Source organism: Chelatococcus sp. KU-N122 (genome assembly GCF_055391085.1).
This window is the reverse complement of record NZ_AP043981.1, coordinates 8166376-8180887: the sequence shown is the minus strand read 5'-3', so window position 1 is coordinate 8180887 and position 14512 is coordinate 8166376. Positions and strand designations below refer to the sequence as shown.

The 14512-nt window shown below is 71.0% G+C and carries 10 protein-coding genes; 3 read left to right on the top strand and 7 right to left on the bottom strand.

Annotated features, from left to right (window positions below):
• The first annotated feature begins 76 nt into the window (after positions 1–76).
• Positions 77–703, top strand: coding sequence for a hypothetical protein (locus ACZ5PO_RS36885; protein WP_464197192.1), 627 nt, complete (start codon positions 77–79; stop codon positions 701–703).
• Between the two features lie 13 nt (positions 704–716).
• Here ACZ5PO_RS36885 and ACZ5PO_RS36880 read toward each other — a convergent pair whose 3' ends face one another.
• The 7 genes from ACZ5PO_RS36880 to ACZ5PO_RS36850 form a co-directional block, all read right to left on the bottom strand.
• Positions 717–1541: an ATP-binding cassette domain-containing protein gene (locus tag ACZ5PO_RS36880; protein WP_464187875.1), complete on the bottom strand. Its 825-nt coding sequence runs from the start codon at positions 1539–1541 to the stop codon at positions 717–719.
• A 141-nt stretch (positions 1542–1682) separates the two neighbouring features.
• The gene (locus ACZ5PO_RS36875) at positions 1683–3371 is read right to left on the bottom strand and encodes a cyclic peptide export ABC transporter (RefSeq protein WP_464187873.1); all 1689 of its coding nucleotides are present in this window, start codon (positions 3369–3371) and stop codon (positions 1683–1685) included.
• Entirely contained in the window at positions 3368–5374 is a 2007-nt protein-coding gene (gene fhuB / locus ACZ5PO_RS36870; protein ID WP_464187870.1) for a Fe(3+)-hydroxamate ABC transporter permease FhuB, read from the bottom strand. Before fhuB ends, ACZ5PO_RS36875 begins: the two co-directional genes overlap by 4 nt.
• A complete protein-coding gene (locus tag ACZ5PO_RS36865) occupies positions 5367–6284 on the bottom strand; it encodes an ABC transporter substrate-binding protein (protein ID WP_464187868.1) in 918 nt (305 codons plus the stop codon). Before ACZ5PO_RS36865 ends, fhuB begins: the two co-directional genes overlap by 8 nt.
• A 12-nt stretch (positions 6285–6296) precedes the next feature.
• Entirely contained in the window at positions 6297–8759 is a 2463-nt protein-coding gene (locus tag ACZ5PO_RS36860; RefSeq protein WP_464187866.1) for a TonB-dependent siderophore receptor, read from the bottom strand.
• Positions 8760–8891: 132 nt separating this feature from the next.
• Positions 8892–9848 carry a FecR family protein gene (locus tag ACZ5PO_RS36855; RefSeq protein WP_464187864.1) on the bottom strand — a complete coding sequence of 319 codons (957 nt, stop codon included), beginning with the start codon at positions 9846–9848 and terminating at the stop codon, positions 8892–8894.
• Between the two features lie 113 nt (positions 9849–9961).
• A complete protein-coding gene (locus ACZ5PO_RS36850) occupies positions 9962–10477 on the bottom strand; it encodes an RNA polymerase sigma factor (RefSeq protein ID WP_464197190.1) in 516 nt (171 codons plus the stop codon).
• Positions 10478–10925: 448 nt separating this feature from the next.
• On the opposite strand from ACZ5PO_RS36850, the gene ACZ5PO_RS36845 reads away from it, so the two are divergent.
• The gene (locus ACZ5PO_RS36845) at positions 10926–12854 is read left to right on the top strand and encodes a hypothetical protein (protein ID WP_464187862.1); all 1929 of its coding nucleotides are present in this window, start codon (positions 10926–10928) and stop codon (positions 12852–12854) included.
• A gap of 10 nt (positions 12855–12864) precedes the next feature.
• A complete protein-coding gene (locus tag ACZ5PO_RS36840) occupies positions 12865–14493 on the top strand; it encodes a PEP/pyruvate-binding domain-containing protein (protein WP_464187860.1) in 1629 nt (542 codons plus the stop codon).
• Positions 14494–14512: the final 19 nt, after the last annotated feature.

The window sequence follows — 14512 nt, the reverse complement described above, 5'->3', positions numbered from 1 at the left end:
CCGGGGCCGTACGTCTTCAGCATGTCATGTCATGCCGGACCCTGCGCGCGTGACGGGTCCGAGGAGATTGTTCATGCTGATGTCGACGCTCATCCGGCCCGTGGCCGTCGCTGCTGTCGCCCTCGCCACGCTCACGGTGGTCCCCGGGTCCATGGCGCTCGCGGATGAGATCGTCCGCGTCCGCGGCACCATCGTGAGCTTCGACGGCACCGCCGCCCTCGCGGTGAAGACCCGCGAAGGCCAGGATGCGACGATCGCCCTGAAGCCCGGCTTCGGCGTGTCCGGCATGGCCCGCGTGGCCTTGCCGGACATCAAGCCCGGCGACTACGTCGGCATCGCCTCCGTGCCCGGGCCGGGCGGTGGCGACGACGCACTGGAGGTGCTGGTGTTTCCGGCCGCGATGAAGGGGGCGGCTGAGGGAAACTATCCCTGGGACCTGAAGCCCAACTCGTCGATGACCAATGGTTTCGTGGCCGAGGCGGTCACCTCGGCGAACGGCCGCGCCCTCACCCTCTCGTACCAGGGGCAGAGCAAGACCATCACCGTGCCCGACGACGTCCCCGTCGTCACCTTCGCGCCCGCCGACAAGGGGGATCTGAAGCCGGGCGCCGCCATGTTTGCGATCGCCCAGAAGGATGCCCAGGGCGGGCTGAGCGCCAACCGCGTCACGGTGGGCACCAACGGCGTCGTGCCGCCCATGTGAACGACTGCTGCCGTCAGCGCACGTAGCTGATGGGCTGGCGGGTTTCGGGATGCGGCATCACGCCCATGGCGATGCCGTACACCGTATGCAGTTGCTCCGGCGTCATGATCTCCTCCGGCGTGCCCCGGGCAACCAGCCGGCCGGAGTGGAGCGCCAGGATCTCGTCGCAGAAACGGGCTGCCATGTTGACGTCATGGAGCACCACGACGACGCCCAGCCCTCGCTCCTTGGTCAGGCGGTGGACGAGGGACAGCACTTCCACCTGGTGCGCCACGTCGAGGGCCGAGATCGGCTCGTCGAGCAGCAGGTATTCGGCATCCTGGGCCACCAGCATGGCGAGCCAGACGCGCTGGCGCTCGCCGCCCGACAGGGTATCGACGAGGCGGTCGGCGAACGGCTCGACGCTGGTCAGCTCTATCGCCTCGTCGACCTTGGCGCGATCCGCGTGGCCGAAGCGGCCGAGCGCCCCGTGCCAGGGGTAGCGCCCGAGCGCCACCAGTTCCTTGACCAGCAGGCCGGAGGCCGGCGGCGTCTGCTGCGGCAGGTAGGCGACCTTGCGGGCGAAGGGCCGGTCGCCCCAGTCCTTCAGTGCGCGGCCTTCGAAGCGGATGGTGCCGGACGCGGCCGGCTGCTGGCGGGCGAGCAGCTTCAGCAACGTCGATTTGCCCGAACCGTTGTGCCCGATCAGGCCCACCATGCGGCGCGGCGGCAGGGCGAGCGTCAACGGCTCCAGCAGCACGCGATCGCCGACCGCGAAGGTGACGCCATCCAGCTCGAAGGGCGGCGTATCGGCCGCGGACGGCGGCAGCGCGATGGCAGCGGACGAAGATCTCGACATGAATGAGGGCCTCTCAGGCGGACCTGCCAGCTGAGCTTGACGGCAGTGGAGCTTGCGCGGCAATGCGGGGGATTGTCGTCGGCCGCCGCCGCGACGGTGGAAGCGCTCGGCCGACGACGTCGACGGCGAAGCGGACGGCGGTCACGGGCCGCCTCCCACGAGCATGGGCCTCTGCACCGGCCGGTCCTCGGCGATGCGGCCGCCGGCCAGGTGCACGATGCGGTCGGCGATGCGGAAGTAGCGGTCGTCGTGCGAAACCACGATCAGCGTCCGCCCCTGCGCCCTCAGCGCCGGCAGCAGCTCCTCGTAGAAGATCCGCCGGAACCCCGGGTCCTGGTCGGCGGCCCATTCGTCGGTGACGATGACCGGGCGCTTCTCCAGATAGGCATGGACCAGCGCGAGACGCTTGCGCTGCCCCGACGACAGGTCGGTGGTCGAAAAGCGGCCGTCCTCGACGCGCACCTTGCTGGCCATGCCGAGCCGCTCGAGGTGGGCCTCGGCCTCGTTCGGCAGAGCGCCGTAGGCCAGGTCGTCGAACAGGTAATAGTCGGAGAAGATGGTGGTGAAGAGCTGGCGGTAGTGGTCCCGCGTCGCGGCTGTCACCGGCTCGCCGTCGCGGAGGATCGTGCCGCCCTGGGGGGCGTAGAGGCCGAGCAGCAGCTTGACCAGCGTCGTCTTGCCCGAGCCGTTGTCGCCGACGATGAAGATCAGCTCGCCGGCGCGGATCGTCAGATCGATCGGGCCGAGCACGAACGGCACCGTGCCCTGCCGGCCAGGAAAGGCGTAGGTCACGCCGCGCAGCTCGATGGAGCCGATCCGCTCCGCCGTCGGCGCCGTGCCGCCGGCCATGAGCCCGATGTCGCCTTCGTCCTGGTCGAGCTCGGCCGAGAGCGCCGCGATGCGCCCGAAGGAGATCTGCGCCTGGTCGAGCATCGGCAGCGCGCCGGCGAGCTGCGCGATCGGCCCCTTGACGTACAGCAGGACGATGACGGCCCCGCTGACGGCGGCGGCATCGATGCCCAGCTGGTGGCGGGCGGTGAGCAGGATCCCGATGACGACGAAGAACAGGCCGGAGCCGGCGGCGTCCGCCACCCAGAACAGACGCATGGCCCGGCTCTTGAGGGCTGCGATGCGGTCGGCGGCATCGCTCAGCAGGACGCCGTGCACGCGGGCGCGTCGAGGTCTGCTGATCTTCAGCTCCTTGGCGCCCTCGGTGATCGCCCGGTACTGCTTCTGCAAGTCGTCCTGAGCGATGCGCACGCCCTTGTAGTCACGGATCCAGCCCCGCTTGGCGACGATGTTGATGGCGATGCTGAGGACAAGCCAGACGAGCGCCGCCGCGAACAGCGTCGGTGACAGCACCGCAAGATAGACGAAGCTGCCGATGGAGATGGCCAGCGCGATGGCGTAGCCGGAAAAATTGAAGGTGAAGATGCTGACCGTCTCGACGTCGTTGGTCAGCACCGCCATGAGACGGTGGGGGCGATGCGCCTCCAGCGCGGCGATTGGCGTGCGCAGGATCCGCGCCGAGATGTCCTTGCGCAGGGCCGCGATCAGCTTCTGGCCGACGATGCTGTTGAGCGTGCCCGCGATGGCGGTGCCGCCGACGCTCAGGACGCCGAGGCCCGCCAGCCCCGCCAGCAGCGGCCAGGGCGTCGCGCCGGCCTCGTGCAGGCCGCGGTTGACGGTGGCCAGCAGCGCCGCCGTGGCGAGACCGCTCAGGATGCCGATCCCGGTCGCCAGCGCCGACAGCAGCCAGAACGGCTTGAGCAGCCGCAGCGCCTCCCGGATCACGTGGCGGCGATCGCCGCCGGCATCGGCGTCGCTCATGCGGGGCGTCCCCGCAGCAGGGCCAGGCAGACCGGCGCGCCGATGAGGGCCGCGCAGAGGCCGGCGGGCACCTCCCAGGGGAAGAAGAGGTTGCGCCCGAGCCAGTCGGCGCCGAGCAGCAGGGCGCCGCCTGTGGCGGCCGCGGCCATGAGCTGCTCGCCCGGGCGTTCGATGCCGGCGAGGCGCACGAGGTGCGGTCCCATCAGGCCGACGAAGCTCAGAGGACCGACCACCATGGTGGCGACGGCGGTCAGGGCCGCGATCGCCGACACGAGGACCAGGCGGCTGGTGCGGGCGGGGACGCCGACCGACGCGGCCGTGGCGCCGCCCAGCGGCAGGATGGCCAGCCAGCGCGCCGTGGCGCCCACCGCCGCGATGAGAGCGGCGGCCAGAAGCGCCGCGGTGAGAGCCCCCGCGAGCGTGGCGCGGTAGGTCGAGCCCGACAGCCAGGCGAGGAGAATCGCCGACCGCGGGTCGCCGCTCGTCAGCAGCAGGGCGGCGAAGGCGCTGAAGCCGGTGGCGAGGGCGACGCCGACGAGCAGCAGGCGATCCGGCGACAAGCTCGAGCGCCGGTTCAGTCCGACGATCAGCAGAAGGGCGGCCAGCGCGCCGCCGGCCGTGGCCGCGATCATCAGCGGTTGGGAGACGTCGGCCACGACCAGCAGAAGAATGACGAGGCCGAGGGCAGCACCCGACGAGACGCCGAGCACCTCGGGGCTGGCCATGGGATTGCCGGTCATCCGTTGCAGCAGCAGGCCGGCCACGGCGAGCATCGCGCCGGCCGATCCCGCGGCGATGACGCGCGGCGCGCGCCACGGCAGCAGCAATCCCGCTGTGTCCGCCGAGAGCCAGCCCCAACCTGTCATCGTCCTGCCGAGCCCCATGGCGACCAGGGCCGACACCGCGAACAGCGCGCAGAGAGCCGCGACGACCATGCGGGAATGCCTGGCGCGGGGACGGACTGGTGCGGTGGCCGGCCGGGCATTCCGCACCCCGCGACCTTTATGCTGCAGCACGAGGAGGAGCAACACCGGGGCGCCGAGGAGTGCGGTTGCGCTGCCCGCAGGGATCTCGGCGCGCAGGAAGGCCAGGTGTTGGACCCCCTGGTCGGCGAGCCATAGGAGCAGCGCGCCGAAGGCAGGGGCCCAGGTGAGCCGCTGGCGGAGCGTTCGCGCCCCCAGCAGCCGCGCGATCTGGGGCGCGACGATGCCGATGAAGCCGACGACGCCCACGGCGCTGACGCAGACGGCGCCGATCGCGCCTGCGACCGCGACGGCGCCGGCTCTGGAGGCGTCGACCCGCAGGCCGAGGGCGCGCCCCTGGCTCTCCGCCAGTTGAAGCAGCGTCAGCGGCCTCGCCAGCGCGACGGCGGCAGCCGCGGCGAGCGCCAGGGCGGCCCCCAGGCGGCGAACCGTGCCCCAGCCGTTCTGTACCAGCGAGCCGCTCTGCCAGACGAACAGCGTGCTCAGATAATCGTGGTTGAGAACCGTCAGCACTGCCGCCGCCGATCCGCACAGCAGCGAGAGGGTCAGCCCGGCAAGGATGAGCGAGGTCGACGAGAGATCGCCGCGGCGCGCCAGCGCCAGCACGATCAGCCCGACGGCGAGGCCGGCGGCCAGCGCCACTGCCTCCTGCCCAGCGTTCAGCAGCGCCGGGGCGAACAGGGAGGCGGCGGCCAGGGCGAGGTAGGCGCCGGCGGAGATGCCCAAGGTGGTCGTATCCGCCAGCGGGTTGCGCAGCGCCTGCTGCAGCAGGACGCCTGCCAGCGCCAGGGCGGCGCCGACGATCCAGCTGACGACGACGCGCGGCAATGCCACGTCGGTGAAGATGAGGGCCGCCACGTCGTTGCTACGGCCCGCCAGCGCCGACCACCAGAGCCCGACCGGCAGCGTGGCCGCCAGCGTCGAGATGGTGAGGGCCAGGGCGAGGCAGGTGAGCGCGCCTGCCATGAGCCCCGGCGAGGGCATGCTCAGGGGCCGATCGAGCGTCTCGCGCTCAGCCATGGGCCGGGCTCGGCGCCTCCGCGACGGCGTCCCGGATGAGGCGCGCGCACCGCCATGCGGACGGCAGGCCACCGAGGGCGTAGAAAGCCGGAATCGCCCGCACCCGTCCGGCGCGCACCAGAGGCAGGCCGCGCCAGAGCGTGCTCTGTCGCAGCGCGTTCTCCGCCCGCCGCGTCCGGCTGCCTTGATCCAGATAGAGCAGCAGAGCCTCGGGCGTGGCCGCCAGGTGCGCGACCGCGATCAGGGCGTTGCCGAAGCGGGAGGTCGGCGCCTTCAGCCCATTGCGCAGGCCGAGGTGCAGCAGCACCTCGTGCACCCAGCTGCCGGGGCCGTAGGCGTAGAGCTGCCGGCCGTTCTCATGGAGGACGCCGACGATGACCGGCATGCCCTTGCGATCGGCGAGGCTGTCCGCAGCGACAGTGAGGGCCGCCTCGAATGCCGTCTGGTAGCGGTGCGCATCCATGGCCTTGCCGAGCGGCGCGGCGACGTCGCCAAGCGCGGCGCGGGCGTTGTCCAGGGGCGAGGCGGGCGGCGCCACGATCGACAGCACCTGGGTCGGCGCAATGCGCTCGAAGCGCGCGACGAGGCTCGTCTGCCAGTTCGAGACGAGGATCCGGTCGGGCCGCAGCGCGGCGAGCAGCTCCAGATTGGGCTCGGCCCTGGAGCCAAGGTCCAGGACGCCGGCGGGCAGGGGGATCTCCGGCAGCCACTCCCGATAGACATCGACATCGGCCACCGCCAGCGGCGGCACGCCGATGGCCAGCAGGCTTTCGGCGGCCGCCCAGTCGGGCGCGGCGATCCGCGGCACGGCGGCCGCGGCGGCGATGGGGCGGCCGGCCCATGCGCCGAGCCCCGCCAGGCCTGCGATGCACTGCCGCCGCGTCGACCCTGCGCGCGCCGCGCCGCCCATCCCGCGCACCGCTCAGAAGTCGAAGGTGGTGGACACGAGGAAGGTGCGCGGGGCGCCACGGGCCAGGCCGAAGGTGGACGAGGCGGCGGCCCAATAGTCGGCGCCGAGGAGGTTCTCCACCGCGGCGCGGATGGTGACCGGCTTGCCGCCGGGCCGCTCGAAGGTATAGCGGGCGCCGAGGTCGACGCGCGTCCAGCCCGGGATGCTCTGGGTGTTGTCGACGCTGGCGTATTGCGAGGACGTGTAGATCACCCGCCCGGTCACGGTCAGGCCGTGCAGAAAGGGCGTGTCCCATTCGGCACCCAGGTTGAGCTGGGTGTCCGGGATGCCGATCGCCTTCTTGCCGTTGTTGATGCCGTTCGCGGTCTTGGTCTGCACGCCGTCCATGAGCGCCACGCCGCCGAGCAGCCGCAGTTCCGGCACGACCTCGCCGAAGACGTTGAACTCGAGGCCGCGGTTGCGCACTTCGCCGTTCATGCCGTACCGGTTGGTGGCCGGGTCGAGGACGCCGTTGGGCTGCTCGATCTGGAAAGCGCTCAGCGTCGTCGTGATGCGGCCGAAGTCGACCTTGGCGCCGGCCTCGTACTGCTTGGACTTGATCGGGGCGAAGGTTTCGCCCGAGTTGACCGAGCCCACCGGCGCGACCGGTCCCTGGCTCAGCCCCTCGATGTAGTTGGCGTAGAGCGAGACGCGCTCCCACGGCTTGACCACCAGGCCGACCGCAGGCGTGATGGCGTTCTCGTCATAGAACGCGGTCTGCGCGCGGGTGGTGACGTTCCAGCCCTTCTGCAGCACGTTCTGAAAGCGGCCGCCGACGATGACCTGGATGCGGTCGTCGAGCATGTACAGGCTGTCGGCGACGGCGAGGCTGCTCAGCGTCGCGGCGCTCGTCTTCGGCGTCCAGTTGTACCACTTCGACAGATCCGGCATGCCGACGCGGGCGGGATCGTAGAGGTTCGACGAATAGGTCGAAATGGTCTGTGAACGGTTGCCGAGCTCCGAGTAGAGGCGCGTGGCGGTGATGGTCAGCTCATGGCGGATCGGGCCGGTCTCGAACCGCGTCCGCACCCCGGCCTCGCCGGTCCAGGCTTCGTAGTAGGTCGGCTGATAGTAGTTGTTGGCATCGAAAGCGCCCGCCGCGTTCTTGATGTACTCGAAATTGTACAGGCCGAGCAGCGAATTGCGGTGCGCGCCGAAGGTGGCGTAGGCCGTGATGTTGTCGGTGACGTCGTATTCGCCGCGCACGATGGCGATCGTGTCCTCGCCACGGGCGAAGTACCAGTTCTGGCCCAGGTCCGCATCCGCCCGTGGCGGCCGCGGGATCTGGAAGCCGGCGCGGTAGTAGATCGGCCTGACCGGATCGTCGGCGTAGTTCTTCTGGTAGATCAGGTCGGCCGACACGCGCAGACGCTCGCCGCGATAGTCGAGCCCGAGAGCGGCATCGCCGAGCTCCGTCGACTGGCCGTCCACCGCCGTGCGGCCGTTGGCGTAGGAGCCGTTGAAGCGGACGCCGAACTCCTTGTTCTCGCCGAAGCGGCGGCCGACGTCGATATGCGCGCCGGGCTGGCCATCCGAGACGTAGCCGAGGGTCAGCCGCGTGATCGGATCGTCGGTGGCGCGCTTGGGCACGAGGTTGATGGTGCCGCCGATGCTGCCGCCCGGCGCCATGCCGTTGAGCAGTGCGCTCGGGCCCTTCAGCACCTCGACGCGGTCGACCCAGGAGGTGCCGGCCATCTGGTAGGGGGCCAGCCCGTAGAGGCCGTTGATGGCGATGTCCGGATTGCCGACGGCGAAGCCACGGATGAAGAACTGGTTGGAATAGCTGCCGTCGGCCCAGGTGGTGCGCACGGAGGGGTCGTTCTTGACCACGTCGCCGATGTTGCGGGCCTGCTGGTCGGCGATGGTCTTGGCGGTGAAGCTGGTGACGTTGAAGGGCGTGCTCATCACGTCGCGGTTGCCGAGGATGCCGAGACCTCCCCCCGTCGCCACCTGGCCGCCGGCATAGGGCGGCGGCGGGGTGCCGAGGGCCTGCTGCCCCTGCACCTCGATCGTGTCGAGCACGATGCCGCCATCGGCGGCAACCGCGCCGACGCTCGGGCCGGTCCGCGCCGGATCGACGAGCACGATCGATTGCGGACCGGTGACCCGATATTGCAGGCCGGAGCCGGCCAGCAGGCGCCCGACCGCCTGGGGCGGCGTCATGCTGCCAGAAAGCGGGTTGCTGCGGACGCTGGGCGGGAGCGTGAAGGGATAGGCGATGCGCCAGCCGCTGACGGCGCCGACGCCGGCAATGGCAGCCGCCAGGGACGTGCTGGGGATATTGAAGTCATAGGTGGACGCGGGCCGCGCAGCCGTCTGGGGCGGGGCGCTCTGGGCGACGACGGGAGAGGCGCCGAGCGCCACCGCAGCTGCCGCCGTGCTCGACAGCAGCGCGATGCCCCAACGTCCGTATCTGCGCCCGCACGACCCCGCCATTCGCCCGCTCCTCCGACCATCGCCGAGAGCCGCGACGCGGCCTCTCATGGTAGAAACGGGTGACGGAGCCTCCGCCGTGCCTCGGCGGCTGCAGATTTTTCGGGATTGACCCGCACGCGGCGCGCGCGGGCGTCAGTACATCACGGTGAGCCAGGGTGTGGCGTGGAGGATGCGGCCCTGCACCGCCTCCGCCAGCGTCACGAGCGAGGCGTCCACGTCCGTGAGCGGAAAGGTGCCCGAGATCTCCTGGCCGGCCAGCGTGCCGCGCACGACGATGCGGCCTGACGTGTGGCGCTGCAGCGCGGCGGCGACATCCGCCACGGTGGCGCCCTGGACCACGAGACGACCCGACATCCAGGCCAGGGCGAGCGCCGGATCGGCCGCCTCGACCCGTTGCGCGCGGCCGGCCGCGACCAGCACCTGATGGCCTTGGCGCAGGACGACCGGTGCGGTGTCGTCGCGCCCGGTGACCTCGACGGCTCCCTCGGCCACCACGACGCGCGTGCGATCGGGTACGGCGTCGACGTTGAACCTGGTGCCGATGTCGCGCACCTCGTCGCCGTTCGCCTGCACCGTGAAGGTGCCGGCGGGCCCGTGAGCGACCTCGAAGTAGGCCTCGCCGCGGAGCAGGCGGACGCGGCGGCGGCTGTCCCGGAAGTCGAGCGCGACCGCCGTGTCGGCGCCCAGCCGTGCAGTCGATCCGTCCGGCAGGCGGACGACCGAGACCAATTGCCGTCCGGTGACGATGTCGCTCTGCCAGTTCTCGACCATCGACGGATTGAGGACCCAGGCGACGAGCAGGGCGGCGGCCACCACGGACGCCGCGGTCAGCCAGCTCCGGCGCGGTTGGACCAGCCGCGCCAGCTTGCGCCGGAGCGGCGCAGCGTCGGCCGCGCGCCGGGCCGGCTCCTCCAGCTGCGCGTAGAGCGTACGCGCATCGTCGAACGCCCGCCGATGGCGGCGGTCGGCGTTGAGCCAGGCCTCCAATGCCTCGGCGTCCTTGTGCGTGAGCGATCCACCGGTCTTCTTCGCCAGCCAGAGAGCTGCCTCGTCGCGCTGCTCCTCGCTCGGTTCGTCGCTCAGCGTCATTCCCTCCACGATCCTTCGTCCGCGACCGGCGCGAGGTCGGTCGGCGGCGGACTGCATCCGTAGGATATAACGGCTGGGGGAGGAAACGCCGTGTCAGCGGCGGCAGATCATCCTCAACGCTCGGCGAGATGATCCGACAGGCAGGCCTGGCAATGGCGCAGCGCACGGGCGATGTGCTTCTCGACGCTGTTGACGGATATGCCGTGCCGGCGGGCGATCTCCTCGTTGGACAGCCCGTGAACACGGCGAAGGATGAAGATGTCGCGGCAGCGGGGCGACAACGCGGAGAGCGCCGCATCCAGGGCGCCGAGCGCCTGCTTGGCTTCCAGCCCCCGCTCCGGCGAAGGCTCGTCGACGGCGCTTTGCTCGGGCAGGAAGGCCGACAGCAGGCGGTCGTGGCGGCGCGCGGTGCGATGATGCTCGGCAGCCGCGTTGCGGGCGGAGGCGAACAGCACACGCCGGTCGTCGTCGGCCGTTGCGCGCGGCCCGGCGACCAGGGCGCGCGTGAACACATCCTGCACGATATCGGCCGCCGTCTCACTGCTGCCGACGCGCTTGCGCACGACCGACTCCAGCTGCCGGCGGTGGGCCAGGAACAGGGAGGCGAACCTATTGCGCCAATTGGACATCATCAACCGTCTGGGGCCTGCGCGAGCGGTCCGTCCGCCGATCGGAAAGCCGCCAGCCAAGCACCTATCCCGAGAGAATTATCCTTGCAATTCCAATAGTTTGTATCCGTTCTAAAATGGGCGGGGAGGGCTGCCGAATGCCGGTGGGGCCTGGTGCCCAACGGGGCGGATCGCTTGGTGATTGCCGCCTGCCTAGTCGAACGAGCCGGGAGAGATGATTGGCGGGGGGTGTTGCGCATCGGCAACAAAGGCCAGGGCAGGCGCCGTCGCGCCATGCTCCAAGACGGGTTGGCTCGGGCCGGCGAGGATGGTCGCGCAGCCGCGCCACCGGCGCCGGCCGGCAGCGTCGCGGCCCCATCTATATGTGACAGAACTTTGAATGACGTGGCTCAATCATCCCGACATACGGCGATGATCTAGTGCTGCTCGAGACCTGGAGCAGCATTCCATGAAATCCGCCATCGTTGAACAGCTTGGGCAAGCCGAGATTCTGCTGCCGTCCCTCATCCGGGAGGGCCTCGACGCCAATGATCGCGTCAAGGCGCGGCTGAGCCTGCTCCAGGCCGCAGCGCGCCATGCGCGCAGCCCGAGCGGGCAGCCCTTCGATCTGAAGGACGAGTGCCGCGCTGCCGGCCTCGACGCCGTGGCCATGGAAGCGCTCGTCAACGGCGCGGCCGTGCTTGCCGACGACGGCATGACGGCGCCGGGCCTCGGCGGGCTTGGCCGGGCGATCCGGGACGACATCGAGGCCATGGTGCGCCCCGTCCAGGCGGCGGAGCCCGCCGCGGGCGAGGCGGCACACGGACGACTGTCGGCGCTGCTGGCCGCGATCCCGCTCGGCGCGTCCGACACGATGGCCATGGCGGAGGTCGCGCAGCTGACGTCGCTGTCGAAGGACGGACGCGACAGTCTCCATCGCCTGGTGATGGACCTGCACAAGGACCTCAACCGTCTCTCCGCCGCCCACGCCGAGGAACTGCTGGCCGGAGCCCACGTGCACGGCCTCCTTCCGGAGGATCGGCCGCTGATCGAGAGCTTCATGCGCGGGCTCGAGTCGACGCGCATGCTCAAATTCGACCACCCGGGGCTGACGACGACCGCTGGTCGGTCCGGGGAACGGCTGATCATCCAGAACGACATCGGCGAGACCGACGCCCACGTCGTGGTGATCACCGTCGAGGCCGGCGACGTCACCGTCACCTACACGGACGTGCATCTGGCGCGCGCCAAGTTCTTCATCGGGCTGGTCGGCGACGCGTCGATCCAGTGGAGTGGGCTTGACAGCACGAGCGCTGCGGGCCTGAACGAGGGGAAGGCCTTCCACCTGGTCACCGGCCGCAGCCGGACGACGGACGAGGCGCAGCGCTGCGCCGTGCTGTCGTCCCTCGGGGCGGCGCTGGTCTTCCTGATCGACTGGAACAAGGCGCGCAAGGTGCTGCGGACCCTGGTCCCGAAGCCGGACGCGGTCGGTATCCTGGACTGGGCGGCGCGCCAGCAGGTCGGCCACCGCGGCTTCCTCGAGCTCGGCGGCAGCGAATTCGTCGCCTCCGCCGTGCGCGGTGTCGCCGGGAGCCGCATCGGTTTTGGCGAAAGGCTGGACGGCGCGCTGGGCAGGGCGCAGGCCCTGGGCTTTCTCAAGACCATCCTGCGCATCTCGACCGAGACGCTGCTCCAGGGACGTTCGGCGCGCGCGGCGCGAGACCGCGTCGAGGCCGACCTCGTCCAGCGCCTGCAGCGGGTCGATGCCGAGTTCCTGGCGATCGTGGCGCGCCAAGCCGGTCTTGCCCGCGACATCGCCTCCGCTCTGGCTCAGTTCGTCGGCGAGCTGCAAGCGGGACGGCCGTTCGATCAGGCCGCCTTGGCGGCGAAGGCCCGCCGTATCGAGGAGAAGGCCGACCGGATGGCCGTCGACGCCCGCGGCCGCATCGCGCGGCTCGACGCGGACCGCGTGATCGAGCAACTCGTGAATCGGATCGAGGACGCCATCGACGAGCTGGAGCAGGCGGCCTTCATCGCTTCGCTGGTGCCGCGTCCGCTGCCGCCGCTGCTGCTGGAGCCGCTCGCGGCCCTGTGCGCGGCGGCCGTCGACGCGGCCGAGGCGGCGGCCGTCGGAGCGACGGCGGCGGCGGAGGTCCCCGAGGGGCATCGCCTCGACGCGGAGGATGCGCTCGCGGCGGCGGCGCGGCTATTCGACGTCGAGCATGCCGCTGACACCGCCGAGCGGTCGGTGACGGCGACCGTTCTGCAAGGCGATGTCGACCTCAGGACGGCCCTTTCGACTCTCGACCTGGCCCGCGCCATCGAGCGGGCGACCGACCGCTTCGCCAGTTTTGGCCACCTGCTGCGCGAGCGCGTGCTCGCCGAGCTCTCGAAATAGGAACGCGACCATGGCAATCGTGCGTATCGGCGACGGGCCGATCGACAACTGTTCCCCGGAGACGCTCGGCGCCAAGGCGGCCAATCTGGCGCACATGGCCACGCTCGGCCTGCCGGTGCCGCCGGCCTTCGTGCTGCCCGTCTCGCTGTGCGCGGCGATCATGCGAGGCGATGCCGACGCCAGGCGGGAGATGCTGGACGGCCTCCGCGACGGCATCCGCTTCCTGGAGGCGCGCACCGGTCTGGTGTTCGGCGATCCGCGCCGTCCGCTGCTGGTGTCGGTGCGTTCGGGGGCCGCTCGCTCCATGCCTGGCATGCTCGACACCGTCCTCGATGTCGGCTGCACGCAGGCCGCGACGCGCGGCCTGATCCGCGCGAGCGGCAACCCCCACTTCGCCTGGGACTGCCGGTGCCGGCTGCTCGACAGCTTCGGCGGCGTGGTGCTCGGCGTGCCTTCGTCGACGTTCGACAAGGCACGGACGGCGCTGGTCGCCACTGAAGGGGTCGGCCGCGACGACGAGCTCGATTGCGACGCGCTGGAGCAACTCGCGGGCCGATACCAGCAGGCCATCGAGAACGCCGGAAAGGCGGTTCCCGACGCCGCCATGGAGCAGCTCGCCGCTGCGGCGCAGGCGGTCTACGCCTCCTGGGACAGCGACCGGGCCCGCACCTATCGCCGGCTTCAGCATCTGGAAGACCTGGAAGGCACGGCCGTCACGGTCCAGGCCATGGTCTTCGGCAACCGCGATCTCGCCTCCGGTGCCGGTGTCGCCTTCTCCCGCGATCCCTCGACCGGCGCGCCGGAGCCGGTCATCGACGTGCTCCTTGCGTCGCAAGGCGAAGACGTCGTGTCCGGGCGCCGGACCCCGGATACCGAAGAGGCGCTGATCCGCGCTGCACCGGGCCTGGCGCAGGAGTTGCGCGGCTACCTGAGCCGTCTCGAAGGCGAGTTCCGCGACGTCCAGGACGTGGAGTTCACCATCGAGCAGGGGCGGCTGTGGATGCTGCAGACCCGCGCCGCCAAGCGGACCCCGCGGGCGGCATTGCGCTTCGCCGTCGATTTCGTCGGCGAACGGCTGCTCGCGCCGGCGCAGGCGCTGGAGCGGCTGGAGGGGCTCGACCTCGACGCTCTGGTCGAGGAGCGGCTCGCCCATGCCGGCGATTCCGTCGCGCGAGGAACCAGCGCCTCCGGGGGCGTCGCGGTCGGCCGCGCCGCCTTCGATTCCGAGGGCGCTGCGCGCTTCGCCGCGGCCGGCGACCCGGTGATCCTGGTTCGCCCCGACACCAGCACGGCCGATGTCGCCGGCTTCGCGGCGTCCAAGGGCATCGTCACAGCGGTCGGCGGCCGGACCGCCCATGCCGCCCTGGTGGCGCGGCAGCTCGGCAAGCCCTGCGTGGTCGGCTGCGCCGGCGTCGCCGTCGATGTTGTCAACCGTCGCGCGCGGCTTGCGGCGGTCGAGGTGGACGAGGGCGACTGGCTGTCGATCGACGGCACGCAGGGCACCATCCATCTCGGCCGGGCCGACATCGTCACCGAGCGTCCGCAGGCGGAGCTGGCCGAGGTGGCGCGCTGGCGCGACGGGAGCCTGTCGCGGCCGGATACGGCCATCCGCTTCGAGAGGCAGGCTTCGCCGGCTTGAAGCCACGCCGGGGAAGGCC